Origin of the sequence: Pseudomyxococcus flavus, from assembly GCF_050038885.1 — a bacterium.
GTDB classification, from domain to species: domain Bacteria; phylum Myxococcota; class Myxococcia; order Myxococcales; family Myxococcaceae; genus Myxococcus; species Myxococcus flavus.
In genome coordinates this window covers 3,551,343-3,576,946 of record NZ_CP143624.1, presented here as the reverse complement: position 1 = coordinate 3,576,946, position 25,604 = coordinate 3,551,343, and the positions used below count along the sequence as shown (strand labels likewise).

The following is a 25,604-nucleotide window of genomic DNA, read 5'->3' as shown; positions in this document are numbered from 1 at the left end:
CCTTCCGCGCCATGCGACACTTCGTGGCGAACGTCGCCACCTACACCATCGCCGTGTTGCTCGTCCTCGGCTCCGCGCTGTTCGCCTGGATGCGCTCCGCGCAGCTCGTCCTCACCAACGAGCACTCAGCGCTGGCCCGCTACGAGCCCGCTCCCGCGCACGCGTTCGAATGGCGGGAGCTCGGAGAACACTCCTATGCGCGCAACTGCCAGAACTGCCACGGGCGCGAAGGCCAGGGCTGGGACGAGTACCCGGGCCTCACGGACACCGCGCGCCTCTTCGCCGCGCCGGGTGGGCGCGAGTACCTGGTGGCGCTGCACCTGCACGGCCTGACGAGCCCGCGCTGGGGCGCACCCATGCCGCCCATGGGCCACCTCCAGGACGTGGAGCTGGCGGCGGTGCTGAACCACGTCCTCACCCACTTCGGCAACACGCCTCCCGCCGGAACGCGCCTGTACGTCCCGGAGGACATCGCCGCGCTGCGCGGGCAGAAGCGCTCACCGTGGGAGGTGAACGCGCTCAGGCCCGGTGGGCACGCACAGGGCCCCGAGGAGTAGCCTCACGACGCCGACGCGCCATCGCGCCCGCAAGCAGCCCCCTCCCCGTCCGCGGCGCGCATCCTGCTTCGGACGCGGCCGGGCGCCAGGCCATCCTTGCCCGGTGAGGGGTACCGCCACCTCGCGCTACTTCGTCCCGAAGAGCCGGTCTCCCGCGTCGCCGAGCCCCGGGAGGATGTAGCCGTGCTCGTCGAGCCGCTCGTCGACGGCCGCGGTATAGACGTGGACGTCCGGGTGGTGCTCGCGCAGGTTCGCCAGGCCCTCCGGGCAGGCCAGCAGGCACACGAAGCGCAGCGAGCCCGGCTTGCTCTTCTTCAGCCGCTGGAGCGCGGCCACCGCCGAGTTGCCCGTGGCCAGCATCGGGTCACACACCACCACGTCCCGGTCCGCGAGCTGGCCGGGCACGCGGTAGTAGTACTCCACCGGTGACAGCGTCTCCGGATCCCGATACAGGCCGATGTGGCCCACGCGAGCGGAGGGCACCAGCTGCAGCATCCCGTCGAGGATGCCCTGCCCCGCGCGCATGATGGCCACCAGCACCAGCTTCTTGCCGTCCAGCACCGGCGCCGTCGTGCGCGCCAGGGGCGTCTGGATGTCCTCCTCGCGCACCTTGAGGTCTCTCAGCGCCTCGTAGGCCAGCAGCAGCGAGATTTCCTGCAGCAGCGCCCGGAAGGAGGCGGTGCTCGTCTCCACCCGGCGCATCTGCGTGAGCTTATGCTTCACCAGCGGGTGGTCCACCACCGTGCAGTTCGGAAATGTCATTGCATCCTCCCGTCAGAACACCGTGCCGTCGCTCTCCACGCGGATGGGCGGCCCACCCCCGGGGCGCCGCTCCGCCGCCACGCGCCGGCCCGCGGTCCACGTCCCGCCCTGGAGCACCTTGCCCAGCGGCAGCTCCTCCGCGCTCAGGCCCAGCCGGCCGCGCACCAGCGCCGCCACCCGGTCCAGCAGCGCCACCGTCAGCGCGCGCCACTCGACAATCGGCTCGTCCCCCGGGTGGAAGGCCTGGGTGAAGAGCCGCGGCTCGCGGGGCGACAGCACGCCCAGGTCCACCAGCAGGCCACCGTTGCGGTACTCGGGCAGGCCGGTGAGGCCATCCAGCTCCGTCACCCACACGCCCGCCTCGGACAGCGGCTCCACCAGCGAGTACGTCAGCCACTGGGACAGCTTGTGGAAGGGCACCAGCGCCTCCAGGCTCTCCACCGGCCCCAGCGCGGGGTGTGGCCACACGTCGCCCAGGTTCACCGCGTCCACCATCACCCGGCCCGGCCAGATGGGGCCCAGCACCTCCAGCACCAGCCCCAGCAGCTCCGCGGCGCGCACGCTGCGCTGCTGCGCGACGATGATGTCCAGCAGCGCCCCCGGCCGCGGCAGCACCCGGGCCAGCCCGTGCAGCAGGTGCAGCCGGCCCTCCAGCCCGTCCAGTGGGTTGGCGTCCGTCACCTGCATGCCCTGCGCGAGCGCCTCACGCGTGAGCCGGCCCAGCGCCTCCGCGTCCACGCGCAGCGGCCGGTCCGGGTCCGACGAGAAGCGGCCCTCCATGAACATGCGGAAGCTGGCCACGGCCAGTCCCTCGGAGCGCACCCACGTCCTGCCGCCCGCCTCCTGGTAGCGCCACAGCGGCCCGCTGCCCGCGTCCAGCAGCACGCTCACCACCACCAGGTCCAGCTTCGCGCGCGCCCGTTCATGGACCGAGGCGTCCTTCAGCCGCGCGTCCAGCTCCGCCAGCCGGGCCACGCCCCCCACGTCGAAGTGGCGCCAGCGGCTGTGCAGCGGCACCTCCAGCGTGGGGTAGTGCTCGCGCGTCACGTGCAGCACCGTGTCCACCACGATGGGCAGCCGCGACGGCTCGACGCGGAAGTGCTCCAGCTTGCCCGCCAGCCCCAGGTCCAGCAGCTGGTGGCAGCGCTCGCGGATGGCCGACGGTGTGCGCAGCCACGCCACCGCGGGGGAGAGGTCCGGCCTCGCCAGCGCCGAGTCAGACATCGAGGCCCCGCCCCTTCACCTGCGCCAGCGCCGCAGCGTCCGCGACCGGCCCCTGCGTGAAGTAGCCCGCGGCCTTCTTCGCCTCCATCTCCACCTTCGCGTCGGCGGGGATGAGCTCCTCGGGGATGGGGATGCGCTCCAGGATTTCGATGCCCGAGCGCGTAATCGCGTCGTGCTTCATGTCGCTCATGGACACGAAGCGGTGGATGCGGGTGATGCCCAGCCAGTGCAGCACGTCCGGCATCAGCTCCTGGAAGCGCATGTCCTGCACGCCGGCCACGCACTCGGTGCGCTGGAAGTAGGTGGCCGCCGAGTCGCCGCCTTCCTGCCGCTTGCGCGCGTTGTAGACGAGGAACTTCGTCACCTCGCCCAGCGCCCGGCCCTCCTTGCGCAGGTAGACGATGAGCCCCGCGCCGCCCGCCTGCGCGGTGCGCACGCACTCCTCGATGCCGTGCGCCAGGTAGGGCCGGCAGGTGCAGATGTCGCTGCCGAACACGTCCGAGCCATTGCACTCGTCATGCACGCGCGCCGTCAGCGGCACGTCCCGGTCCGCCAGCGTCTCGATGCGGCCGAACACGTACAGCGTCAGCCCGCCGATGGGCGGCAGGAAGACGTGCAGGTCCGGGCGGGTAATCAGCTCCGGGAACATGCCGCCCGTCTGCTCGAAGAGGCCGCGGCGCAGCGCGCTCTCCGTCATGCCGAAGCGCCTGGCGATGCCGGGCAGGAACCACACCGGGTCCACCGCGGCCTTGGTCACCTTGATGTCGCCGTTGTCCCGCAGCAGGTCGCCGTCGGGCTTCAGGCGCCCGGCCTCGATGGCGTCGCGCACCTCGGGGAAGTTGATGTGGGCCTTGGTGATGGCGATGGTCGGCCGGAAGTCGATGCCCTGCTCGGCGAAGGAGCGGAAGGCCTGCGGCGCGATGGCGCCCCACGGGTCCAGCGAGACGATGCGCTGCGGGTCGCTCCACGACGGGTGCGGCCCCACCGGCGCCGCGGGCGCGGTGTCCTTCAGGTCCGCGCGGTGGTCCTGCGGCAGCATGCCCGCGGCCACAGCGAGCGCGCGGTACACGGCGTAGGCGCCGGCATGCGTGCCGATGACGTTGCGGTGCGCGGGCTCCGTGAGCGTGGCGACGACGGGGCCCCGGCGCAGCGGCTCTCCGTCTCCCCAGCGGATGGGCACGCTGGGGACGTCGCCATCCGGGTGCGAGGTGAGGCGGATGTGATTGGGGTTCTTTCTATCGGCCATGAGAGCGCCCTCCTTGCGGGCGCGGGAGCAGGGTCGGAGGTGCGGGGGCTGTCTGGGATTCGCGTCGGGGCGCGCGCTTCAGCTCATCCACGAGCCGTCGGTCCGGGCCGACCACTTGCGGGTGACCTTCTTCACCTGCGTCCAGAAGTCGAGGCTGGACGGTCCGGTGATGTCCCCGTGCCCGAAGCGCGAGTCCCCCGTGCCGCCGAAGGAGAACGGCTCACGCGGAACGGGGACGCCCACGTTGACGCCCACCATGCCGGCGCGCACGCCCTCCACCACCGTCTGCGCCACGCCGCCGTTCGTGGTGAAGATGGACGCGGCGTTGCCATAGGGCGACGCGTTCTCCACCGCCAGCGCCGCGGACAGCGTGGGCACGCGGACGATGGAGAGCACCGGGCCGAACAGCTCGCGACGGGCGGCCTCCATCTCCGGACGAACGTGGTCCAGCAGCGTGGGCCCCAGCCAGTTGCCGCCGGCCCAGGCGTCGCCCTGCGGCTTGCGGCCACGGCCGTCCAGCAGCACGCGCGCGCCCTCGGCCTCCGCGCGGGCAATGGCCGTCTCCAGGCGGTCCAGCGCGCCCCGGTCGATGAGCGCCCCCATGCCGGGGCCCACCTCCAGCTTCGACGCGCGGCGGACGACCTCCTCGAGGATGGGCTCCACATTGCCCACGGCGAGCAGCACGCTGGCCGCCATGCAGCGCTGGCCCGCGCAGCCGGTGAACGAGTCCACCACCGCCTGCGGCGTCAGCTCCGGGTCCGCGTCCGGGACGACGATGAGGTGATTCTTGGCGCTGCCGAGCGCCAGCACGCGCTTGCCGCGCTTGCAGCCCTCCGCGTACAGGTGGCGCGCCACCGCGGACGAGCCGACGAAGCCCACGGCCTGCACGTCCGGGTGCGCCACCAGCGCGTCCACCGCCTCCTTGCCGCCATGCACCACGGAGAAGACGCCCGCGGGGTAGCCCGCCTCGCACATCAGCTCGCCCAGCGCGCACGCGGTGAGCGGCACCTTCTCCGACGGCTTGAGGATGAAGGCATTGCCCAGCGTGACGGCGATGGGGAACATCCACATCGGCACCATGGCCGGGAAGTTGAACGGGGTGATGCCGGCGACGACGCCCAGCGGCTCGCGGCGGTACTCACATGAGACGCCGCGGCTGACCTCCAGGTGCGCACCCGTGTCGAGGTTCTGGAGCGACAGGGCGAAGTCACACACCTCCATGCCCTTGAGCAGGCCCGCCCGGGCCTCCGCCACCGTCTTGCCCGCCTCGCTGGCGACGAGCTGGGCCAAGGCATTCAGGTCGCGCTCGAGGAACTGGCGGAAGCGATAGAGGAACTGGGTGCGCTCCCGCAGCGGCGTGTCCTTCCAGGAGGCCGTCGCGGCCTTCGCGGCCTCCACCGCCTGGGCGACCCCCGCGGCGGGCGTCAGGGGAACCCTGCCGATGACGGTGCCAGTGTACGGGCTCCGGACATCGAGCTGCGCCGCACCTGGAGGCACCTGCCAGCTTCCTCCAACGAGATTACGGCACGAGACCACGCTCCGCGGAAGCTGGATGAAGGACACGCGCACCCCCCAGGTGTCTTGCGTGAAGAAATGGCCTGCTATTGTAAACAGGGGAATGGACTGACACGCAACCGGTCCCCCGTGGCGGGTGTCCGCGGACACGCCCAATGGAAGACATCCTGGCGCATGCGGTGTCGACTAGCCAACCCATTCCATGGTCTTTCCGCTGGAAGGGCGACAGGGATTGCGGTCAGCGGGAATCCGGCGCCGACAGCCGGGTGCGCAGCCGGGCGACGGTCGCGGTGTCGTCGTCGTCCCAGGTGAGGCCCATGGCCTGGACCTCGTCATACAGCGCGAGCGCGTACTGGAAGCGGACGGTGGCCGTGGCGGCATCGCCCTGCTCGGCGTTCAACTCGCCGTCCTCGGCGACCAGGCGGGCCAGCACCTTCACGCGCGTGGGGGAGCCCAGCAGTCGCGCGGTGGACACCGGGTCCGCCATCAGCAGCGCGGTGTACTCCATGCCGAGCGTGGACAGCGCCGTCTCCTGGATGAGGCGCTGCGCGTCCGCGAGCTTCTTCTCCCGGCGCGCCTTGAGGATGCGGGAGAGCGCGGCGGCGAACTCCTCGATGAGCCGCTCGATGTAATCCTTGCGGAGGGACATGACGCGGCGAAGGTAACCGCGAAGGGGAGGATGCGCACGCGGACGCAGGCCTTCGGCTAGGGTTCGACGGCTGTGCGACGCCCCCATGCGCTCTGGCTCCTGATTGCCGTGTCCCTGCTGGGCTGTTCGACGGTCGCGCACGACGAACGCCGAGGAGGTCCAACCGCGATCCAGGAGGTGTGTCGTCCGTCCGATGAAGACCCCTGTGTCGCGGTCCAGTGCACCCAAGACACGTGCGGGCTCTACCTCTGCGAAGACCTCTCGCATGAATTCACGCCGGCACGCTTCCCTCCTGCCCGCCCACCTGTTGCCGCCGCACCTGGGAGCGGGCCTCGCCGGAACTGGGGACGAGACCCGAGGCGCTCGAACGGTGCGGCGCCCGTCATGGTCTTTCCGAACTGGAATGGGGCTCGCGATCGCGCCGTCCCGCCCTCGCATCAGCTTCCAGCCGGCCGTTTCGAGAAGCACCACATCTTCCCGCAGGCCGAGTCCCTGGCGAGGTGGTTCGAGCGCCAGGGCGTCAAGATTCACAACTACACCCTCCCGATTCCGCGGGACCTCCACCGGAAGATTCACGGCGGCGACGGGCGAGGTGGTGCCTGGAATCTGGCATGGCGCGACTTCATGCTGGCCAATCCCAGAGCCACCCCTGCGGAGATCTACAAACACGCCGGGGAGCTCATCTACCGATTCCAGCTTCTGGGCGGCCCCCTCCAGTCGTACTACTCACGCCCTGGGACATGAGGACTTCGGCTCACCGATGACACGGTTCTTCTGGCTAGGCGAGGACACGACGGTCGCAGCGAACCAGGCCGGCTCCATCGATGCATGGCACAAGTGGGGCCTGCCAGGAGTGCACTGCCCGACGTGCGGCGCCACATGGAGTGACGTGGGACACGAATATCCCTGCGTCGACCTGTCACACCTCCCCGAACGAGCGCTGTTCGAACAGCCCCGCCCCGAGCCCTTCTCCGAGTTCTCACGCCTCCGCGAGCAGGTGCGGCCCCTGGCGCCTCCTCACGCTGCGCTGCCCCCTGGAACAGGTTTCGGCCCCCTGACAGGCAAGGTCACGGGCCGCCTCGGGTCCATCGCCTGGGTGGATCAGCTCCTGCTGCTGGTCCAGCCCCATGTGATGAAGCGTCTCCAGGACGAAGGCGTCGAGGGCTTGGTGGCATGCCGGACCGAGCTGAGGTTTCGCCAGAAGAACCCTCCCGAGTTCCTGGAGCTCCAGCTAGAGCCCCTGGGACAGCTTCACGCGGACTGCATTCCGCCGGAAACGCCGCCACCGTGCCGCATGTGCGGCCGCCACGGCTTCACGCGCCCGGAGACGCCCATCCTGGATGCGGCCTCGCTCCCCTCGGGAGTGGACCTGTTCAGGGTCGGCAACTTCGCGACCATGGTCGTCGGCACCGAACGGTTCATGGAGGCCGTGCGGCGCCAACAACTCGAGGGCATCACCTTCCGCGAGTTGCCCACCCGTTAAGGCTCACGCAATCTGGAGCGCATTGTCGGTGGTTGCATCGGGCGCTTCCCGACGTCAGAGCCCAACGGTCCGCTGATGTTGTCCACCGTCACCGCGCCGCCGATGCCTACCGTGCCCCTCCGCTTCCGGGCTCGCGTATTTTCAGGTGCTTGTCCCACTCATCCACGCGCCGAGCTCACAACGGGTCGCATCGGCCGGTGAAAGCCGGCACCGGCCTGCCGCGTAGGCAACCATCCAGGTGGGCCGGAACATGGGCCTGACGGCACGGCGCGGATAGAGTCGCGGCATCGGCCATGAGCATGAGAGACAGCGGAAGAGGACGCGCAGGCACGGGCAATCGCGAGTACGAGTCCGCCGGCACCGGCCCCCGGGCACGGCGCGAGGACGCCCCGCCCGTCCCACAGGTCGGGCGCTACTTCCTGCTCAAGCGGCTGGGCCAGGGCGGCATGGGCGTGGTGTACGCGGCCTATGACCCGGACCTGGACCGCAAGGTGGCCCTCAAGCTGCTGCACGCGGACCCACGGACGGACACGGAGGAGGCCCGGGCGCGGCTGCTGCGCGAGGCGCAGGCCATGGCGCGCGTCTCGCACCCCAACGTCATCCCCATCTTCGACGTGGACGTGTGGGGCGACCGCGTCTTCCTCGCCATGGAGCTGGTGGACGGCGGCACCCTGGCCTCGTGGGTGAAGGAGGGGCAGCGCTCCTGGCGCGAGGTGCTGAAGGCCTTCCTCGCCGCGGGCCGGGGACTCCAGGCCGCGCACGAAGCCGGGCTGGTGCACCGCGACTTCAAGCCCGCCAACGTGCTGGTGAGCAAGACAGGCCGCGTCTTCGTCACCGACTTCGGCCTCGCACGGCCCGTGGGCGCGCTGCCTCGGGAGACAGAGGCCCTGCCCGAGGAGGCGCAGTCCTTCATGCCCGCCGAGCGGCGCATGCTGGACACGCCCCTCACCGAGGCGGGCCTCATCATCGGCACGCCCAGCTACATGTCGCCGGAGCAGTTCCGCGGCGATGACCTGGACCCGCGCTCGGACCAGTTCAGCTTCTGCGTGGCGCTGTACTGGGCGCTCTACCGCCAGCGCCCCTTCGAGCCCGCGAAGATGGAGGCCTACGCCTCCTCGCTGAAGGCCCAGGGCAGCGCCGGCGTCGAGGCCACCGAGCCGCTCCAGGTGACGGCGCCCCTGGAGCGCGAGCCTCCCAAGCCGCAGCCGGTGCCCGTCATCATCCAGGAGCCGCCGCGCGACGTGAAGGTGCCCGCCTGGGTGCGGCAGGCGATGATGCGCGGCCTGTCGCTGGACCCGGCCGCGCGCTTCGCGTCGATGGCGGAGCTGATGGGCGCCCTCTCGCAGGAGCACCGGCTGACGAAGCGCCGGCGCTGGCTGGCGGGCGCGAGCACCGCGGCGGTGGGCGTGGCGCTGGTGGGCGGCGTCCTCTACCAGCAGTCGCAGGTCTGCGCGGCCGCGGGCGCGCGCATGGACGCCGTCTGGAGCCCCCAGGCACGGCAGCAGGTGGAGGCGGCCTTCCTCGCCACCGGCAAGCCCTACGCGCAGGAGCTGGCCGGCAAGGTGACGCAGGTACTGGACGGCTATGTCCGAGCCTGGAAGCAGCAGAGCACCGAGGCGTGCGAGGCCACCCACGTCCACGGCGTGCAGACCGAGGAGCTGCTGACGCGGCGGACGGTGTGCCTGGCGCGGCGGCAGAAGGACGTGCGCGCCACGGTGGCGCTGCTGTCCGGCGCGGACGCGGCGCTGGTCGAGAAGTCGCTGGACGCGGTGCACGCCCTGCCGTCGCTGCACGAGTGCGAGGACGAGGAGTCGCTGGCCGAGCAGCAGCGGCTGCCCTCGGACGCTGCGAAGCGCGCCGACATCGAGAAGCTGGAGGAGCAGGTCGCGGGCGTGAAGGCGCAGGTGGACGCCGGCCGCTACGTGGCGGCGCTGGAGGCGGCGCGCGCGCTGGAGGCGCCGGTGCTGGCCACCGGCCACCTGCCGCTCATCGCGGAGCTGCGCTTCCACCTGGGCTGGCTCCAGGAGCAGAACGGCCAGTCCCCCGAGGCGGCGAAGGTCCTCTTCCACGCCGTGCGCGACGCCGAGGCCGGCCGCGCGGACCGGCTGAAGGTCGCCATCCTCAACAAGCTGCTCTTCGTGGAGGACGGGCAGCAGCACTTCACCCAGGCGGCGGACTGGGGCGAGCTGGCGCACGCCACCCTCCAGCGCCTCGGCGGCGAGCCGGTGCTGGAAGCCGACGTGCGGATGAACCAGGCGAACCTCGCCGTGTCCCAGGAGCGCTTCGGCGACGCGCGCGCGCTGCTGGAACAGGCGAAGGACCTCCAGGCCCGTGCCCTGCCTCCGGGCCACCCCAAGCGCGCGCGGACCACCTTCCTGCTGGGCGGCGTGATGCTGGACCTGGGCCAGCCCCAGAAGGCGGTGGCGCTGCTGGAGGAAGCGCTGGCGCAGACCGAGGCCGCCGTGGGCCCCTGGCACCCCGACATGGCCCAGCGCCACGGCATGCTGTCGCTGACGCTGCGCGAGCTGAAGCAGGACGCGAGGGCCCTGGAGCACGCGCAGGCGGCGGCCCGCGTCCGCAAGGCGACGCGCGGCGAGAAGAGCGTCCTGTACGCGGAGGCCCTGGACGAGGTGGGCATGTGCCTGCACGCGCTGAAGCGCTACGACGAGGCGCTGAAGGCCTACGAGGAGGCCCTGGCCATCAAGCGCGAGGCGCTGCCCGCGGACGACGAGCGGCTCCAGTACTCCTATGACGGCGTGGGCCAGGCGCTGCTGGAGCTGGGCAAGGCCCAGGAGTCGGTGGCGCCGCTGCGGCAGGCCGTCTCCTTCGCCTCGGCCCCGCCGGATGTGCTGGCCGAGTCCGGCTTCGCCCTGGCGCGCGCCCTGTGGCAGACCCAGCGGCCTCCGGAAGCCCGGAGCGAGGCGGCCCTGGCCCGGACGCGCTTCAACGAGGCCGGCCTGGAGGTGCGCGTGGCGGACGTGGACGCCTGGCTCGCGACGCTGCCGCCCGAGCCTGCCCCGTCTCGTGCACGGCCGCCCGCGCGCAAGCCCCGGCGGTGAAGTCACCGTGGACCCAACGGGTGGCGGGCCGCGTCGGCCGTGTTAGCGTCCCGCTCCCGTGGCCCCGCCGAACGAAGAGGAAGCCCCGCTGGACCCGACGCTGACGCTGAGCCGCGCGCGGCAAGGGCGCATCAGGCTGAAGCTCATGGTGCTGTCCGGCCCCGAGGCGGGCCAGAGCCACGCGCTCACCAAACCCGAGTACGTGCTGGGCAAGTCGCCCACGTGCGACATCGTCCTCACCGACAAGACGATTTCCCGCGAGCACCTCAAGCTCACCGTCCACGACGAGCACGTGGTGGCCACGGATTTGGGCTCGCGCAACGGCTCCTCGTGTGACGGCCGTCGCTTCACCGAGCTGGAGCTGCACCCGGGCACCGTCATCACCCTGGGCACCACCGAGCTCAAGCTGGTGCCGGAGGAGACGGCGAAGCGCACGCTGCTGCTGTCCAACCGCGACCGCTTCGGCGCGCTGGTCGGCTCCAGCCGGCGCATGCGCGAGGTGTTCACCCTGCTGGAGCGCCTGTCCCCCGGCGGCGCGGACGTGCTCATCCAGGGCGAGACGGGCACCGGCAAGGATTTGTGCGCGGAGGCCATCCACCAGAACAGCCGCCGCGCCAATGGGCCCTTCGTCATCGTGGACCTGGCGGGCGTGGCCCCCTCGCTCATCGAGTCCGAGCTGTTCGGCCACGTGAAGGGCGCCTTCACCAACGCCCAGAGCGACCGGGCCGGCGCCTTCGAGCGCGCCAACAATGGCACCGTCTTCCTGGACGAGGTCGGCGAGCTGCCGCTGGAGCTCCAGCCCCGCCTGCTGCGCGTGCTGGAGCGCCGCCAGGTGAAGCGCGTGGGCGCCAACGACTACATCACCGTCAACATGCGCGTGGTGACGGCCACCCACCGGGATTTGGAGGACGCCGTGCGGCAGGGGAAGTTCCGCCGCGACCTCTACCACCGGCTCGCCGTGCTCCGCGTGACGATGCCCTCCCTGCGCGAGCGCCCCGAGGACATCCCCCTGCTCATCGACACCATGCTGGAGCAGACGGGCCGCCCGCCCAGCGCCCTGTCGGACCAGACGCGCGCGCTGCTCACCCAGTACCCCTGGCCCGGCAACGTGCGCGAGCTGCGCAACGTGGTGGAGCAGGTGGTGAACCTGGGCGAGGAGGCCCTCCCGGAGCTGGAGTCCGCCGACAACGAGCGGGGCACCAGCGCGGCCGACCTGGACCTGCCCTTCAAGGAAGCCAAGGAGCGGCTCGTGGAGGGCTTCGAGCGGGACTACCTCCGCAACCTCCTGGAGCGTTGCGAAGGGAACATCTCCCGCGCCTCCCGCGAGGCCGACATCGACCGCGTCTACCTCCGCAAGCTCCTGAAAAAGCACGGAATCGAACCAAGCGGCGGCCTCTGAGGCCCTCGGAAACAACTTTCTCCAGAAGTTGGAGATAACCTCGGATTGGAGCCATGCTGGCTCCTCCCACCCCCAGGGAAGACTGCCCATGCGAGTGAACCTCTTTCAGTCCATCGCGAGGCCCTCGGAGAGCCGTCCGCAGCAGGGTGTTCAGCCCGCCGCGTCCCGTCCGGCCGAGCAGCAGGCCCCCGCCCCCCAGAAAGCCCTCACCGAGTTCCTGAGCCGGTACTTCACCGACGGCTTCGAGGGTGCGAAGTCGCCCGACGTCGTCAAGCAGACCAAGGACGCCAACTGCGGCGCCGCGGTGGCCACCATGCTGTCGGGCACCACGGGCAAGGACGCGGCGTCGGCGGCGCAGAAGATGGACGCGCTGGAGTCGCTCTTCACCGACGGCGGTGGCACCACGCCGGAGGAGCTCGCGAAGATGCTCGCGCACGAGGGCATGGAGGTGAAGAAGGGCACCTCGAACTTCGACATGCCCTCGGTGGACGAGGCGCTCGGCCGCGGCCAGCAGGTCGCCGTCCAGCTGGACACCAACCGGCTCGCCACGGGCGTGGACACCAAGATTGCCGGCGGCTCGCACTGGGTCGTCGTGGACGGCAAGGACGACCAGGGCAACTACCTGGTGAAGGACCCCAACACGGGCTCCAGGTACGCCGTGTCCGGACAGCAGATTGCCGACGCCGTGGGCTCCGCGTGGGAGCTGCACCAGGGCGGCGGCATGCTCGTGGTGGGGACTCCCGGCAGCGCCATGGACGAGAGCACGCTGGTGGAGAAGAGTGCCCTGCACACCGGCGTGCTGGGTGACACCGACGGCGGTGGCTCGCGGGCCCGCGGCAGCTTCGGCCGCGAGTCCTCCTGAGCCGCTCGCCGTCGTCCGACCGGCCGGCGTCTGCTACGCCGGCAGCGAGCCCTGGCCCGTCGCCAGGGTGTTCGCGAACTGGTTCACCTTCTGCACGTAGCTGGCGTCACCCGTGCCCGCGGGAATCGCGTGCGGGTTGCTCTTGTCCACGCCATTCGGCCCGGAGTTGTAGGCGCGCAGGGCCAGGTCCCAGCTCCCGAACTGCGCCTTCATGTCCTTCATGTAGTAGGCGCCCGCGAGGATGTTCGTCGCCGGGTCGGAGAGGCTCTTGCCCTGCAGCTCCGGGTACTTGCCCTGCAGCTCCTTGAAGGTGTTGGGGTTCATCTGCATCAGCCCGGTGTCCGTCAGGCCGTTACCGCCGTTCGTGGACGTGGCGTCCACCTTGCCGCGTGACTCCGCCCACACCTGCGCGGCCAGCATCTCCGCCGGCACGCCCGTCTTGGCCGCCGCGGCCTCGATTTGCGGCCGCAGCTTCTCCAGCGCCGGAGGCAGGTTGCCCTTCAGGCCCTTGCCGCTGGCGCCCGCGCTCGCCTCCACCGATGGCGCGGACTCGATGCCGCCCGCGCTCGGGCCCATCGTCGGTGCCGCCGCGATGTCGCCCACCGGCGCGCCCGCGCTCGGGTCCATCGACGGTGACGTGATGCCGCCCACCGGCGCGCCCGCGCTCGGGCCCATCATCGGTGCCGCCGCGATGTCGCCCACCGGGGCACCCGCGGACGGGCCCATGGCGCCGGGGTTCAGCTCCACGGGAGGACGGCACCCGGAGGCCGCCGCCGGAGAGAAGGAGCTGTCCGCGAAGCACTTCGACGGGCCCCCGGCGCCCTGCGCGCCCGAGATGCCCTGCGCGCCCGCGGCGCCACCGGCCGCGCCACCCTGGATGGCCTGCTGGAGCTGCGCGAGCGTGTTGATCAACGCCAGCGTTCCCTCGAGCAACTTGCCCAGGGACTGGGCCTTGCCACCACCCAGGTCGAAGCCATCCTGCTGCATCCCGATGCGCCCCAGCGACGGCTTCTGGGCCGAGGCACCCGGAGGGCCCGAAAGCGACGCGGACAGGCGGTCGACGGAGACATCCTGGGCCGGGGAGCGGATGGCGGAAGAGGCGGAGCCGCTGAGAGGAGAGAGGCGCATGGCGGAAGTTCCTTCGGGAGGGATTGGAGGGTTGCTGTAGGCGACCCGCGCACCAGTAGCAGCAGGTGTGCCAGGCACTCGGGCGCCGGATGGTCCACGCAACTCTTTGATTTCATTCACGGCCGCCAAGGGCCGCATCCACGCGAGCCCCCCACCCCCTGGTGACTGCCGTCATGAGGCGGTGCCGGCAGTCACCACGGCCCATGCCTTTCCAAGCCCAGCTGGCGGGGTCTCCCGCGTTGGAGCCCGCTCACCGCCAGGGGTTGCTGCTGACATAGCCCCGGTTCCACCTCCCGCGGCACGACCTCGGCTTCACCTTCACCTTCAGGCAGAGCGCCGAGGAGCGGCCGCAACGCGCGCGGGCAGGCCGACCGCTTCTTCGCCTCGGCCCAGGTGGAGGTCATCGTAGAGGGGCCCTGAGTGTCCCCGTCCCCTTCGCACTCGAGGGCGAGGAACCTTTTGGGCCCCCTGGAGCGCTAAGGTAGCGGCCTCCACGACGCAGAGGGGACGCGGGACATGAGCCAGAACGAAAGCAGTGCAACCAGCGCGCGCGTGCGTTGGCTGGTGGTGGGTGCTGTCTCCACGGCCCCCACGGGCCGGCGCTTTCCCCTCAACGTCCACACCTTCGGCGAGGAGCTCACGCGCGCCGCCAGCCACGTCCGCGCCACCGTGCCCGACCGGCTCGGCGCGGGCGACACGCGCACCGTCGAGCTGTCCTTCGACAAGCTGCGTGCCTTCAGCCTCGCGGACGTCATCACCCACGTCCCCGAGCTGCGCGCCTTGCACCACCTCTATGAGACGCTGTCCGGCACGGACCCGCTGCGCACCCTGACGCCCGAGGAGGCCGCCACGCGCGTGGCCACCCTCACCGGTCCGGGGCGCCTGCCCGACGCGGTGGCGGAAGCCCTGCGCGCCGCCGCCACGCCGCCTCCGGCCGCCGCGCCGCCCGCACCCGCCGAGTCCGGGGACGACCTGGTGGAGGCGCTCCTCAACCGCGCCGACGCGGGCACACCCGCCGCGGCCTCCCGGGCCGTGGACGCCTTCCTGCGCGCCATCAACCCACGCGTGCCCGCCTCGCCCGCCCCCACCACCCCGCCCCCGGCCATCTCCCAGCAGACGGCGCGCGGGCTGGTGGAGGAGGCGCTGCTGCTCACGGCGAAGGACATCCTCGGCGCCGAGCCCGTGGCGCGCCTGGAGTCCGCATGGCGGGGCCTCAAGTGGCTGCTGGACCAGGCGCCCGCGTCCTCGGGCATCGCGGTGGAGGTGCTGGACGTGGAGCGCCCCGGCCTGCTGGACGCCGTGCAGGGCGCGCTCTCCGCCGAGCCCTTCGACCGCCCCGACGCCGTGTTCATCCTGGACGCCACCGACGACACGGCCCTGCTGGCCCGGCTCGCGGCGCTGGGCGAGCGCGCACAGCTTCCAGTAGTGGCCGCGGTGTCGGCGTCGCTCGTGGGCGTGGCGCCGGCGGAGCTGGCCGTGGCGCTGGAGGAGGAGCGCGAGCGCGTCCCCGAGGCCTGGACGGAGCTGCGCCAGGACGAGGCCTCGCGCTGGCTGTGCGCCGTCATCAACCGCGTGGTGGTGGCCAGCGAGGGCCGCGGCGTGGCCCGGCGCGTGAGCTTCACCAGCCCCGCGCTCGCGGTGGCGGCGATGCTCGCGGCCAGCTTCCGCGACACCAGCGCCTTCGCGCGCATCATGGGCCAGCCCGGCGGCCTGCGCGCCCCGGCGACGTGGGAGGTGCACGGCGGGCTGTCCATTCCCACCGAGCACTTCCTGCCCATCCGGGCGCAGGCGCGGCTGGAGGAGCGCGGCATCCTGGGGCTGGGCAGCGGACGCAACGCGGACGCGGTGTTGCTGGCCGCCGCGCCCACGGCGTTCGGCGGAGGCTACGCGGTGCCGCTGCCGGCGCAGCTGCTCACCGGGCGCATCGTCCGCTTCGCCACCTGGGTGAGGGACCAGCTCCCCGCGGGCGCGGCGGGCGACGACGTGGACGCCATCTTCTCGCAGGCCGCGGAGGTGTTCCTCTTCCGCGGCGCCACGGAGAATGGCCAGCTGCGCGGCGAGCTGGTGGCCACGGACAGCGGCGGGCGCGGCGTGCACGTCACCGCCACCGTCCGTCCGGAGCACGCGGGCACGCGCTTCCAGCTCGCCTTCACCCTGCCGCTGCGCGCCTGACTCAGTCCTTCTTGAGGCGCAGCACGTAGCCTTCGAGGAACACGGTGGGCAGGTCCATGTCGCCCGCCGGCTCGCGTTCGTAGCCGCGCCGCATGTACATGCGCGCCACGCCCTCGGCGCCCCGGCGGACGTGGAGGCACACGGCGTCCATCCCCCACTCGCGGGCCAGGGCCTCGGCGGCGTCCAGGAGGGGCCGGCCCAGGCCGATGCCGTGGTGGCTCACGGCGGTGGCAAGGCCGCGCAGGTCGGCGGCGTTGGGCAGCCACGCCTCGGAGCCTGGAGCGCCGGGCTTGAAGAGGGCCACGGTGCCCACCACCTGCCCGTCCACCTCGGCCACCAGCACGGTGGCCACCTTGCGACGGGACGCGACGTCCCGCAGCTCGCGCTTGCGCTCGTCGCCATAGACGACTTCCGGGAGCTTCTTCGCGTACTGGGTGAGGAAGGCTTCCACCAACAGCTCTCCCACCACCGCGTCATCCTCGGGCCGCGCCTCGCGTACGAGGGCCCGTTCCACCACCTGCCGAGTCTCCATGGCCCGGGACTCTACGACTGGCCGCGAGCCCGCGCGACGTCACCACGCGCCCAGGGTGCCCACCAGGTTGCCCGTCTTCGCGTCGAACACATCCAGCCACACCCAGTGAGGCACATAGATACGCCCACCGTGCTGCTTGAACTCCGACGTCCTCGAGCCGCTCGCACTGTTCGGAATGGGGACGTCCCAACCGACGCTCCCCGTCCGCAGGTCCCGGCGCACGAGCTGCTCTCCCCCCTGCTTCAACCCGTAGACCATGAAGAGCGCGTCCTCGGAGAAGGCGACGGTGTCCACCACGGACTCCTTCATGCTCTTGGGGTCCATGTCGCCGACGCTGTCGGTCCACAGCGGGGTCTTCGCGCCCGTCTCGAACACCGCCGCCATGGGCATCCGGCTGCCGGGGTTCCGCTCCCCCATGACGACGTCCAGGCCCTGCCACTTGTAGACGTTCTCGGCGCGAAAGCCGGGGACGGCGGGAAGGCCGCGCGCGCTGACGCAAGGAACAGGGCTCTTCCTGGCGACCGTGATGTAACAGTCCTCACGGCTGTTCCACTTGCGCACCACGCAGGAGGGCGGAGGCTGGATGGCGGGCCGGGCGGCCGTCGTCGCCGTGTTGAGCAGGAGGTTCCGCGCATCCACGACCTCGACCCAGACGGACTCGGCGTCGCCCTCGGGGATGCAGAGCCGCTTCGGCTTGTCGGAGAGCGCCACCTGCCCGAGCTGCTTGCCCGTCAGCGGCTCGAGGAGGAGCACCGCGTCAGGCGTACTCATCACCAGGCGCCCACCCTGATGAACGAAGTGGACCGTGCTGTGCAGCTCCGAGGGCTCCCCCTGGAGCTCCACCTCCCAGAGCAGCTCGAGCGACTTCCCATCGAACGCGGCGGCCTTCGACCGGATGTCCGTCCCACCGGCGTTGGGCACGTGCCGCCGGATGCGCCCGACGATGTCATCCGTCCCGTCCCCATTGAGGTCCACCACCAGGGGAAGGCCCGTGGAGTCCCACTGGAACTTCGGCTGCTTCTTCTCCACCACTGGCGGCGGCGCCGCCGCGACGGGAGACGGCGCCGGCCCGCGCGTGGGGATGGCGGGGATGGGCTCCTCTCCGGAGTCGAAGGCCAGAAAGAACGCGGCGCCCACGATGAAGAGCGTGACGACGATTCCTGACACCAGGAGTGCCGCGTTCTGGTTCGAGCCCGCCGCGACTGGCTCGTAATGGGGAAGCGGCGCCTTCTCGCCCCGCGTGTCGATGGAGGCGTCGCAATAGCCACAGGTATAGAGCACTTGCCCGGTAACGAGCGTGATGGGCGCGTTACAGCGGGGGCACCGGGGCGACATGGGACGGGAACGAGCCATACCGGCTCTTTAACATCGCCGCCCCATACGCTCCGAGCGCGAAGCTCCGACTCAGAGAAAACTGCCGATGAACCACGGCAGTTGCTCGGCCAGCTTCTGCAGCAGCCCCCGCCGCTTCCAGCCGTGCCAGTGGACCTCGCGCGAGTGGCGCAAGTCCTTCTCGAAGGACGCGGCGAGCTGCGCCGCCAGCGCCGGGTCCTCCACCACCACCGAGCACTCGTCCGACGTCGTCAGCGCCAGCGGGTCCAGGTTGGTGGAGCCCACCACGGACAGCGAGTCGTCCACGAGCATCGTCTTGGAGTGCATCATGGACAGCTCGTACTCGTAGATGCGCACGCCGCCCTCGAGCAGCCGCGCGTAGGACGCCCGCTGCGCCGCGTGCACCGGCGCGACGTCGTGGTGCCGCCCGGGCACCAGCACCCGGACGTCCACGCCCTGCTTCACCTTCTCCAGCAGCATGTCGCTGATGGCCTCGGACGGAATGAAGTACGAGTTGGCGATCCACAGTCGCTCCTTCGCCGCCGCGATGGTGAGCAGCGTCATCCGCCGCGCGTCCGACAGGAAGCGGTTGTCCGTGCTGGCCACGAAGCCCGCGCGGGCGTCTCCCGCGTTGCGCGGCTCCGGGAAGTCGCTGGCGGGCAGGAAGTCCCCGCCCGCCTCCTGCCAGTTCTGCGCGAAGGCCACCTGCATCTCCCGCACGGCCGGGCCTTCCACGCGGATGTTCATGTCGCGCCAGTACTCCGGGCCCTGCGCGTCTCCCATCCAGCTCTTCCAGATGCCCCAGCCGCCGGTGATGCCCACCTCGCCATCCCGCACCACCAGCTTGCGATGCTGCCGCCCCCGGATGCGCGCCGCCTCCAGCGCCGCGAAGGACCCTTCGATGGGACGGAAGTAGCGCGTCTCACACCCGCTGGCCGCCAGCCCGGGCATCACCGCCTCGAAGTTGATGCTGCCCATCGGGTCCACCAGCACACGGCAGGTCACTCCGGGGCGCCGGGCCGCCAGCGCTCGCACCAGCCGGTCCGACGGCTCTCCGGGCCGCCAGATGTAGCTGATGATGTGGATGCTGGAGCGCGCGGCGAGAATCTCCTCCTCGATGGCGTCGAAGATGTGGCCGTTCTCCACCAGCTCCACGCGGTGGCCCGGCACCAGCGCCACGCCCAGCGACTGGAAGAACGCGAGCGAGCGCGCCTCCGGGCTGCTCCCCGGCAACGCGCGCAGGCGCAGGTCATGCCGGTGATTGGGAGCGGGACACCCGGCGGCAATCAGCACCACGGGCACGAGCCAGGCGAGCTTCACCGCCGGAAGCTAAGCGCGCCTGTGAACGCGCGCACCTGCCGGTGTCTCACGGAAGACAGCCCGCGGCCCCCGCAGGCGAAAGGTCCGCCCGGAGGCTGGATGCCCACGCCGCGAATGCCCACCTTCCCGGCCTCACCGCGTGTCCCCATGCCCAACGTGTCCTCTCCTCGAAGTTCCGTCACCGCATGCGCGCTGCTGCTGGGCTGCCTGCTGAGCACCGGGGCCCGCGCAGCCGCCACGGATGCGCCGCTCCAGGAGCGCGAGACAGCAACACCCGCAGGCGCACCCGCCGCGGATGCGCCGCTCCAGGAGCACGAGCCCGCCACGGATGCTTCGCTCGGGCAGCCCGAGCACTTCACACCCGACGAGTCACCCGCTGCGGAAGTCCCGCTCCAGGGGCGGGAGAGCGGGCCCGCGACACCCGTCGGAGCACCCGCCACGGATGCCCCGCTCCGGCAGCGCGAGACCGCGTCATCGTCATCGGCACCGGCGGCCGTGCCCACCTACATCGAGCCGGAGGACGTGCCACTGCCCACCGGCGCGGCCGTAGCGCACGGCGCGGTCGCCGCGGTTCCCGTCGTCGGCATCTGGGGTGCCACCCGCGTGGGCGGCGATACCCGCCTGGGCGCCACCGCCACGCAGACGGCGGCGGGGATGCTGCTGGGATACATGCCCTCGAGCCTCCTCTCCTTCCGCCCCGCGGCCCCCAGCCCCGAGCGCTGGATGGAGCTGGAGACCGTGGCCTTCGGCGCCGGCTTCGTGCTGACGCCGCCGCTGGCCGCGCTCGGCACGTGGGGACTGGGCGAGCTCGCCTTCGGGCGCAGCCAACACCAGGGCCGCGCCTACCTCGGCGCGCTCGGCGGCGCCGCGGTGGGCACGCTGCTGGGCGTCATCGCCCACGAAGCCCTGGTGAAGCTGTCCAGACCCAGCGCCAAGGGAAAGAGCAGCCGCCAGCTCATCGCCCTGGGCTTCATCGGCGCGGGCGCGACGCTGGGCTATCAGTGGGCGGGCGGCGGACCTCGCTCGGATGGGCCTGCGCGATAGTTTCACCCACTCTGTTTCACACACACGCGCCGTGTCTCGGATTTCCCTGGCAACACACACACGGAGCACGCGTAAAACAAAGCGCATTGTGATTGTCAGACGGGCCCTTCACACTGCGCCTCGCTGTACGGACACCGCAACTGGAGAGAACGCAATGACTGCTCGCAAGAACCTCCGAATCGCCGTCGTCCTCACCGCGGCTGCCGCCGTGCTGGGCCTGGGGGTTGTCATGACGCCCGCCACGGCCTCGGCCGATGAATGCAAGCCGCCCTGCTTCAAGGACCCCATCACCGGCCAGCTGGTTTGCGGCCACCCGTGCCCGTAATCCGCTCGCACAGGGGTTGAAAGCACCTGGGGCCTCCTCCGCACCACGCGGGGGAGGCCCCGTTCATTCCAGCTCCACACCCGCGACGGGCGCGGGCTCAGTCCGCCCGCATCGCCTCGACCGGGTCCAGCTTCGCCGCGCGCGCGGCCGGGTAGATGCCGAACACGAGCCCCACGCCGCTGCTCATCGCCAGCGACAGCAGCACCGCCCAGGCGGGCACCTCGGCGGGCAGGCCCATCACCCAGCGCGCCAGGTGTGCCAGGCCCACGCCCAGGCCCACGCCCAGCGCGCCGCCCACCAGCGACAGCACCACGGCCTCCACCGCGAACTGCGCCAGGATGCGCCGCCGCTTCGCGCCCAGCGCCTTGCGCACGCCAATCTCCCGCGTCCGCTCCGTCACGGCCACCAGCATGATGTTGAGGATGCCGATGCCGCCCACCAGCAGCGACAGCATGCACACGCCGAAGCTGGCCGCGGAAATCACCTGGGTGAGGTTGTTGAACATCTCCGTGGCGCTCTCGTTGGAGAACACGAAGAAGTCATCCTCCTCCTGGGGCTTCAGGTTGTGGCGCCGCCGCATCAGCAGCGACACCTCGTCCTGCGCCTGCTGGAGCAGCTCGGGCGAGCGGGCCTGGATGCTCACCCGGTAGTCCCGCACGCCGAACAGGAGCTTGAAGACCGACAGCGGCATCATCACCTGGTTGTCCTGGCTGCCGCCGCCCATGAAGCCACCCCGCCGCTTGAGGGTGCCAATCACCTGGAAGGTGCGGCCCAGGACACGGATTTCCCGGCCCAGCGGGTCCACGCCCGGGAACAGCGTGTCCGCCAGGTCCCGGCCAATCAACGCCACGCGGCGGTTGTCCATGTACTCCGCGTCCGTGAAGGGACGCCCGAACTCCACCACCACCGAGTTCGTCTGGAAGTACTCCGGCGTGCCGGCCCAGACCTGCACGTTGGCGCGGGACTCGCGCTCGCGCGTGGACACCTTCTGCCCGCCGCGCGAGTCCTCCGCCGCCGCCCGCAGCACGGACGGCTGGAGCCGGATGGCCTCCAGGTCCGCTTCGTTCAACCGGGGCCGTCGCGCCAGCTCCGCCAGCGAGAGCCCTCCGCCGAAGGGCAGCCGCTGCACCTGGAAGCAGTCCGAGCCCAGCTCGGACATGCTCTCGTTCACGTGGATGCGCAGGCCCTCGATGAGCCCCATCATCGCCACCACCGTGGTGGCGCCGATGACGATGCCCAGCAGCGTCAGGAAGGTGCGCAGCAGGTTGGAGCTCAGGGTTCCGAACGCCAACCGCAGGGTGTCCCACAATGCCATCATCGCCGCCGTCTCCCGTCCGTCACTCGTGGCGAAGCGCTTCCACCGGGTCCAGGTTCGCCGCCCGGGCCGCGGGCCAGATGCCGAACAGCAGCCCCACCATCGCCGCGAAGCCCACGCCGGCCGCCACCGTCAGCGGCTCCACCGCCGCCGCCAGCGGCGTAATCAAGGACACGATGCGCGCCAGCCCCAGGCCCACGAGGGTCCCCAGCGTTCCGCCCAGCGCGGACACGCACGAGGCCTCCATCAGGAACTGGAGGATGATGGTCCGCTTCTTCGCGCCCAGCGCGCGCCGCACGCCAATCTCCCGCGTCCGCTCGCGCACCGACACCAGCATGATGTTCATGATGCCGATGCCGCCCACCATGAGCGTGATGAAGCCCACGCCCACCGCCACCGCGTAGAGCGCGCCGGTGAGCTGGGAGTACATGTTGGCCAGCTGGTCGGGCCGGTTGATGGCGAAGTCGTCCGGCATGCCGGGCGGCGTGCTGCGCTCCCGGCGCAGCACCGCGGTGAGCCGGTCCACCACCTGCGGGGCATGCTCCGGCGAGGTGACGGCCACCGCGATGTTGGGCGAGCGCTTCTTGCCGTACGTGGACAGGAAGGTGCGGAAGGGCACCATCACCACCAGGTCCTGGTTCTCTCCCAGGATGGTGCCCTTGGCCTCCAGCGTCCCCACCACGCGGAAGGGCCTGCCCTCCAGGAGGATTCGCTGTCCCACCGGATTCAGACCGGGGAAGAGCGAGCGCACCAGCTCCGCCCCGATGACGGCCACCTGCGCCCGGTTGTCCACGTCCGCGTCCGTCAGGAAGCGGCCTCGCTCCAGCGTGAAGGACGACACGGTGGAGTAGTCCGGCGTGGTGCCAATCACCATCACCGAGCCCACCTTCCGGTCCAGGAAGCGGCCCTCCACGCGCTCGAAGAAGAGCGGCGCGGCGGCCAGCACGTGCTCGGAGGCCTTGAGGATGGGCTGCACCAGGTCCGCGGACAGGTCCTTGCGGTTGCGGTACGTCCACCAATCGCCGTTGAGGGTCCAGGGGAACTTGGACACCTGGAGCGTGTTGGCGCCGATGCTCGACAGCTGGTCCTCGAAGGACCGGTTGATGCCCTGGATGATGCCGACGATGGCCAGCAGCGTGCACACGCCCACGCCAATCCCCACCGTCGTCAAGACGGTCCGCAGACGGTTGGAACGGAGCGAGAACAGCGCGATTCGCGCCCCCTCCCACACATCGACCCGGATGCTCACGTAAGAACCTCTCCGCCGCTCTGGTACGGCTCGCCCCGGGCGCACGTCTCCCACGGCCACCCCGGATACGCGCCCCGGAACGGGTGATTGCACGCGACATTCCCTGCGTGCAAATCCAGCGTGGTGAAATCCTGGAGTCATCTCGGAGCGAAGGCCGTCACCGCCTGGCGGTGTGGGCGCCCCACCCTCGCGGAGCGCTCCCACCTCACCGGGCGTCGCCAGGCGGTCACCCGCGCAGCCGACGCCCGGCCTCCGGTCTCCTCCGAGCCGGGGGCCCCGGTGACACCGCGCCCGTGACGGCACGGTGTCCCAGGCCTGGGACTACGGGACGACCGTCACCGCGTCTCCTTCGATGCGGACGTTCAGGATGGCCTCGTTGGGGAGCAGGTCCGCCTCCTCGATGATGTCCTGCTCGTCCACGCCCACGCGCAGCGAGTACGTGCCGTCCGCCAGGTCGGTGATGTCAATCCACTGGCAGGGGATGTCGGCGACGTAGATGTCCGTCCAGCCGGCGGAGATGCTCATCCGCTCCACCGCGAGGTGGAAGGGCGCCGCGTCGTCGCACTGGCGGTGGTAGTCGACGAGGTAGAAGCCCTGCTTGCGGCCCTCGACGACCTCGTTGCCCTGCGCGTCGCGCAGCGCGTACTGGGCGAAGTTCGTCAGGTGGTCGTGCCCGTGGCACTCGTCCCAGACATAGAGGTCCGGCCGCTCCTCCCAGTTGGGCACCGAGGCCGACGCCGAGCCCAGGTTCTGGATGGACGTGCTGAAGCGCAGCAGGCGCCGCTCACCGGGCGCGGGCACGCAGCCCTCCAGAATCTCGCAGGAGTCCGCCGCGAAGGTGCGGCGCTCCACGTAGAGCGAGCGGGCCAGCACGTCCGCGTCCACGGCGAGGTCCGGCATTCCATGCTCCGGGTCCAGCGACAGGCCGCACCCGGCCACCGGCGGCAGGTGGGGCGCGGAAGCGGGCTCGGCGGGAACCTGTCCACCGCCGAAGATGGCCACGCGGCCGGCGGGCCCGTCGACCAGCCCCGACGGTGGCGCCATGCCCGCCACCAGGTCATCCAGGCCGTCGCCGTTCAGGTCTCCGGGCGCGATGACGGCGAAGCGGTGGAAGCCCGTGTACTGCGGCGGCAGCGCGTCTCCGCGCGGCCAGGCCCACACCGGGTTCAGGTCCGCGGACACGCCCTGCACCGGCGAGTACAGGTAGAGCCGTCCGTCGGAGCCCACCACGAAGTCCTGGCGATGACCGTCTCCGTCCATGTCACCCACGGCGACGATGCTCGAACCGAAGCCGGCGAAGACAGGGTCGCCCATGGCCGCCCAGGTGGGCACGGAGGAATAGCCGCCGCCCGCCTCGGAGAGGTGGAGCCGCACCGTGCCGCCTCCCGGCCCCAGGAAGCGCTCGGGGACGCCGTCTTCGTTCAGGTCCGGGAAGAGGGAGAGCAACTCGGAGGTCACCCCCCAGAAGGGCTGCGCCGCCAGGGCTCCGTCACACGGCCCTGGCGCGTCGGCCTTGCAGCCATGGAACAAGGCATGCACGCCCCCCGTGGAGCTCGTCACCAGGAGGTCCTGCGCGCCATCGCCGTCGACGTCGCCCGCGCGTCGGACCCCGCTGGCGTAGAGCGGCTGGGTGCGCTCCGCCAGGGTGAAGGGTCCGCCGGGAGCCCCCGGCGTGGCGAGGAAGACGGACACCATGGCCCCTCTCACGCTGACCACGTCGTCCAGGCCGTCTCCGTTGACGTCCGCGAAGACGGCGTTGTTGTACACGCCGCCACCAGGCACCACGAACGCCGGCTCGGAGAAGACGGCGCCCAGGTCCGCCTGGCCCTTGAAGACGAGCGCCCCGTACTGGCCTGAGACGAGCACGTCCGCATGACCGTCCCCGTCCACGTCGCCGGTGGACACCATCATCCGGTTGCCGTTGGTCCGTGCGTTCGTGTTGCGCCAGTCCATCACCGTCGTCACGCGTTGCGTGGAGAAGTACGGCGCCTCGCCCGCGAAGAGGGACACCTGGCCCGGATCCCTCGTGGTGGAGAGGCACGGCGGCGCGGCGACGATCAGGTCCTTCCGGCCGTCGCCATTCACGTCGCCCAGCGCGATGGAGCGCCCGAAGCAGCCCGTCGCATAGGCGGGGTCGTGCTGCACTTCCCAGAGCGGCACCTCGGAGAGGAACGTGCCGCCATCATCGGAGCCCGCGTCCGGAGCGCCCGCGTCGGGCGGCCCCGCGTCCGGAACGCCGGCATCGGGCGTCCCCGCGTCGGGTTGTCCCGCGTCGGGAGCACCCGCATCCGGTGTCCCCGCGTCCGAGGGGTCCTCCGGGTCGTCACATGCGCAGAGTGAAACAGCCAGCAGCGAGGTCAGGGTCAGCGCTCGAAACCATTGCATGGGGGTTGTCCTCCGCGACGTCTGGGATTGGACGCCCGGCAGCGTA

21 protein-coding genes are annotated in these 25,604 nt (G+C 71.2%); 9 read left to right on the top strand and 12 right to left on the bottom strand.

From position 1 onward, the window contains the following. Positions 1–11: 11 nt before the first annotated feature. The gene (locus tag VZL07_RS15015) at positions 12–557 is read left to right on the top strand and encodes a c-type cytochrome (RefSeq protein WP_426756220.1); all 546 of its coding nucleotides are present in this window, start codon (positions 12–14) and stop codon (positions 555–557) included. A 126-nt stretch (positions 558–683) separates the two neighbouring features. On the opposite strand, the gene upp is transcribed toward VZL07_RS15015, so the two are convergent. From upp to VZL07_RS14990, 5 genes are all read right to left on the bottom strand, one after another. Then, positions 684–1,319, bottom strand: a complete 636-nt coding sequence (upp, locus tag VZL07_RS15010; protein WP_426756219.1) for a uracil phosphoribosyltransferase — start codon at positions 1,317–1,319, stop codon at positions 684–686. 12 nt (positions 1,320–1,331) lie between these two features. Beyond that, complete coding sequence (locus tag VZL07_RS15005; RefSeq protein ID WP_426756218.1) at positions 1,332–2,543, bottom strand: DUF1688 family protein; 1,212 nt, start codon at positions 2,541–2,543, stop codon at positions 1,332–1,334. Then, positions 2,536–3,789 carry a GTP cyclohydrolase II gene (locus tag VZL07_RS15000; protein WP_426756217.1) on the bottom strand — a complete coding sequence of 418 codons (1,254 nt, stop codon included), beginning with the start codon at positions 3,787–3,789 and terminating at the stop codon, positions 2,536–2,538. Before VZL07_RS15000 ends, VZL07_RS15005 begins: the two co-directional genes overlap by 8 nt. A gap of 78 nt (positions 3,790–3,867) precedes the next feature. Further along, on the bottom strand, positions 3,868–5,352 hold the full coding sequence (locus VZL07_RS14995) for a CoA-acylating methylmalonate-semialdehyde dehydrogenase (protein ID WP_426756216.1): 1,485 nt from the start codon (positions 5,350–5,352) through the stop codon (positions 3,868–3,870). A 190-nt stretch (positions 5,353–5,542) separates the two neighbouring features. Beyond that, positions 5,543–5,953 (bottom strand): hypothetical protein, encoded by a 411-nt coding sequence (locus VZL07_RS14990; RefSeq protein WP_426756215.1) that lies wholly within the window; start codon positions 5,951–5,953, stop codon positions 5,543–5,545. A gap of 72 nt (positions 5,954–6,025) precedes the next feature. Here VZL07_RS14990 and VZL07_RS14985 point away from each other — a divergent pair, with 72 nt between their 5' ends. The 5 genes from VZL07_RS14985 (at position 6,026) to VZL07_RS14965 (ending at position 12,756) form a co-directional block, all read left to right on the top strand. Next, complete coding sequence (locus tag VZL07_RS14985) at positions 6,026–6,697, top strand: TIGR02269 family lipoprotein (protein ID WP_426756214.1); 672 nt, start codon at positions 6,026–6,028, stop codon at positions 6,695–6,697. Positions 6,698–6,713: 16 nt separating this feature from the next. After that, a complete protein-coding gene (locus VZL07_RS14980) occupies positions 6,714–7,436 on the top strand; it encodes a double-CXXCG motif protein (RefSeq protein ID WP_426756213.1) in 723 nt (240 codons plus the stop codon). A 293-nt stretch (positions 7,437–7,729) separates the two neighbouring features. Next, complete coding sequence (locus VZL07_RS14975; RefSeq protein ID WP_426756212.1) at positions 7,730–10,495, top strand: protein kinase domain-containing protein; 2,766 nt, start codon at positions 7,730–7,732, stop codon at positions 10,493–10,495. A 58-nt stretch (positions 10,496–10,553) separates the two neighbouring features. Beyond that, complete coding sequence (locus VZL07_RS14970; RefSeq protein ID WP_426756211.1) at positions 10,554–11,894, top strand: sigma-54 interaction domain-containing protein; 1,341 nt, start codon at positions 10,554–10,556, stop codon at positions 11,892–11,894. 88 nt (positions 11,895–11,982) lie between these two features. Continuing rightward, positions 11,983–12,756: a hypothetical protein gene (locus VZL07_RS14965; RefSeq protein ID WP_426756210.1), complete on the top strand. Its 774-nt coding sequence runs from the start codon at positions 11,983–11,985 to the stop codon at positions 12,754–12,756. A gap of 33 nt (positions 12,757–12,789) precedes the next feature. Here VZL07_RS14965 and VZL07_RS14960 read toward each other — a convergent pair whose 3' ends face one another. Continuing rightward, complete coding sequence (locus tag VZL07_RS14960) at positions 12,790–13,884, bottom strand: transglycosylase SLT domain-containing protein (RefSeq protein ID WP_426756209.1); 1,095 nt, start codon at positions 13,882–13,884, stop codon at positions 12,790–12,792. 516 nt (positions 13,885–14,400) lie between these two features. Here VZL07_RS14960 and VZL07_RS14955 point away from each other — a divergent pair. Next, entirely contained in the window at positions 14,401–16,056 is a 1,656-nt protein-coding gene (locus tag VZL07_RS14955) for a type VI secretion system contractile sheath small subunit (protein ID WP_426756208.1), read from the top strand. Position 16,057: 1 nt separating this feature from the next. On the opposite strand, the gene VZL07_RS14950 is transcribed toward VZL07_RS14955, so the two are convergent. Genes VZL07_RS14950 through VZL07_RS14940 form a run of 3 tightly spaced genes read right to left on the bottom strand, consistent with a single transcriptional unit; the run spans position 16,058 to position 19,240 of the window. Then, positions 16,058–16,588 carry a GNAT family N-acetyltransferase gene (locus VZL07_RS14950; RefSeq protein WP_426756207.1) on the bottom strand — a complete coding sequence of 177 codons (531 nt, stop codon included), beginning with the start codon at positions 16,586–16,588 and terminating at the stop codon, positions 16,058–16,060. A 39-nt stretch (positions 16,589–16,627) separates the two neighbouring features. After that, positions 16,628–17,941, bottom strand: a complete 1,314-nt coding sequence (locus VZL07_RS14945) for a hypothetical protein (protein WP_426756206.1) — start codon at positions 17,939–17,941, stop codon at positions 16,628–16,630. 51 nt (positions 17,942–17,992) lie between these two features. Next, complete coding sequence (locus tag VZL07_RS14940) at positions 17,993–19,240, bottom strand: phospholipase D-like domain-containing protein (RefSeq protein ID WP_426756205.1); 1,248 nt, start codon at positions 19,238–19,240, stop codon at positions 17,993–17,995. Positions 19,241–19,339: 99 nt separating this feature from the next. Here VZL07_RS14940 and VZL07_RS14935 point away from each other — a divergent pair, with 99 nt between their 5' ends. Together VZL07_RS14935 and VZL07_RS14930 are read left to right on the top strand one after the other, a co-directional pair. Beyond that, a complete protein-coding gene (locus VZL07_RS14935) occupies positions 19,340–20,284 on the top strand; it encodes a hypothetical protein (protein WP_426756204.1) in 945 nt (314 codons plus the stop codon). Between the two features lie 154 nt (positions 20,285–20,438). Continuing rightward, positions 20,439–20,609: a hypothetical protein gene (locus VZL07_RS14930; protein ID WP_426756203.1), complete on the top strand. Its 171-nt coding sequence runs from the start codon at positions 20,439–20,441 to the stop codon at positions 20,607–20,609. Between the two features lie 97 nt (positions 20,610–20,706). Here the strand turns inward: VZL07_RS14930 and VZL07_RS14925 are convergent, their stop codons facing one another. From VZL07_RS14925 to VZL07_RS14915, 3 genes are all read right to left on the bottom strand, one after another. Continuing rightward, a complete protein-coding gene (locus VZL07_RS14925; protein WP_426756202.1) occupies positions 20,707–21,927 on the bottom strand; it encodes an ABC transporter permease in 1,221 nt (406 codons plus the stop codon). A gap of 19 nt (positions 21,928–21,946) precedes the next feature. Next, positions 21,947–23,173 carry an ABC transporter permease gene (locus VZL07_RS14920; RefSeq protein ID WP_426756201.1) on the bottom strand — a complete coding sequence of 409 codons (1,227 nt, stop codon included), beginning with the start codon at positions 23,171–23,173 and terminating at the stop codon, positions 21,947–21,949. Positions 23,174–23,494: 321 nt separating this feature from the next. Then, entirely contained in the window at positions 23,495–25,558 is a 2,064-nt protein-coding gene (locus VZL07_RS14915) for a lysyl oxidase family protein (protein WP_426756200.1), read from the bottom strand. Positions 25,559–25,604 lie beyond the last annotated feature (46 nt).

What these genes read in the sequence shown, in the direction of transcription:
- VZL07_RS15015 (WP_426756220.1), top strand. Translation starts at nt 12, where the DNA reads ATGCGACACTTCGTGGCGAACGTCGCCACCTACACCATCGCCGTGTTG.
- upp (WP_426756219.1), bottom strand. Translation starts at nt 1,319, where the DNA reads ATGACATTTCCGAACTGCACGGTGGTGGACCACCCGCTGGTGAAGCAT.
- VZL07_RS15005 (WP_426756218.1), bottom strand. Translation starts at nt 2,543, where the DNA reads ATGTCTGACTCGGCGCTGGCGAGGCCGGACCTCTCCCCCGCGGTGGCG.
- VZL07_RS15000 (WP_426756217.1), bottom strand. Translation starts at nt 3,789, where the DNA reads ATGGCCGATAGAAAGAACCCCAATCACATCCGCCTCACCTCGCACCCG.
- VZL07_RS14990 (WP_426756215.1), bottom strand. Translation starts at nt 5,953, where the DNA reads ATGTCCCTCCGCAAGGATTACATCGAGCGGCTCATCGAGGAGTTCGCC.
- VZL07_RS14980 (WP_426756213.1), top strand. Translation starts at nt 6,714, where the DNA reads ATGACACGGTTCTTCTGGCTAGGCGAGGACACGACGGTCGCAGCGAAC.
- VZL07_RS14975 (WP_426756212.1), top strand. Translation starts at nt 7,730, where the DNA reads ATGAGCATGAGAGACAGCGGAAGAGGACGCGCAGGCACGGGCAATCGC.
- VZL07_RS14965 (WP_426756210.1), top strand. Translation starts at nt 11,983, where the DNA reads ATGCGAGTGAACCTCTTTCAGTCCATCGCGAGGCCCTCGGAGAGCCGT.
- VZL07_RS14960 (WP_426756209.1), bottom strand. Translation starts at nt 13,884, where the DNA reads ATGCGCCTCTCTCCTCTCAGCGGCTCCGCCTCTTCCGCCATCCGCTCC.
- VZL07_RS14955 (WP_426756208.1), top strand. Translation starts at nt 14,401, where the DNA reads ATGAGCCAGAACGAAAGCAGTGCAACCAGCGCGCGCGTGCGTTGGCTG.
- VZL07_RS14950 (WP_426756207.1), bottom strand. Translation starts at nt 16,588, where the DNA reads ATGGAGACTCGGCAGGTGGTGGAACGGGCCCTCGTACGCGAGGCGCGG.
- VZL07_RS14945 (WP_426756206.1), bottom strand. Translation starts at nt 17,941, where the DNA reads ATGGCTCGTTCCCGTCCCATGTCGCCCCGGTGCCCCCGCTGTAACGCG.
- VZL07_RS14935 (WP_426756204.1), top strand. Translation starts at nt 19,340, where the DNA reads ATGCCCACGCCGCGAATGCCCACCTTCCCGGCCTCACCGCGTGTCCCC.
- VZL07_RS14930 (WP_426756203.1), top strand. Translation starts at nt 20,439, where the DNA reads ATGACTGCTCGCAAGAACCTCCGAATCGCCGTCGTCCTCACCGCGGCT.
- VZL07_RS14925 (WP_426756202.1), bottom strand. Translation starts at nt 21,927, where the DNA reads ATGATGGCATTGTGGGACACCCTGCGGTTGGCGTTCGGAACCCTGAGC.
- VZL07_RS14915 (WP_426756200.1), bottom strand. Translation starts at nt 25,558, where the DNA reads ATGCAATGGTTTCGAGCGCTGACCCTGACCTCGCTGCTGGCTGTTTCA.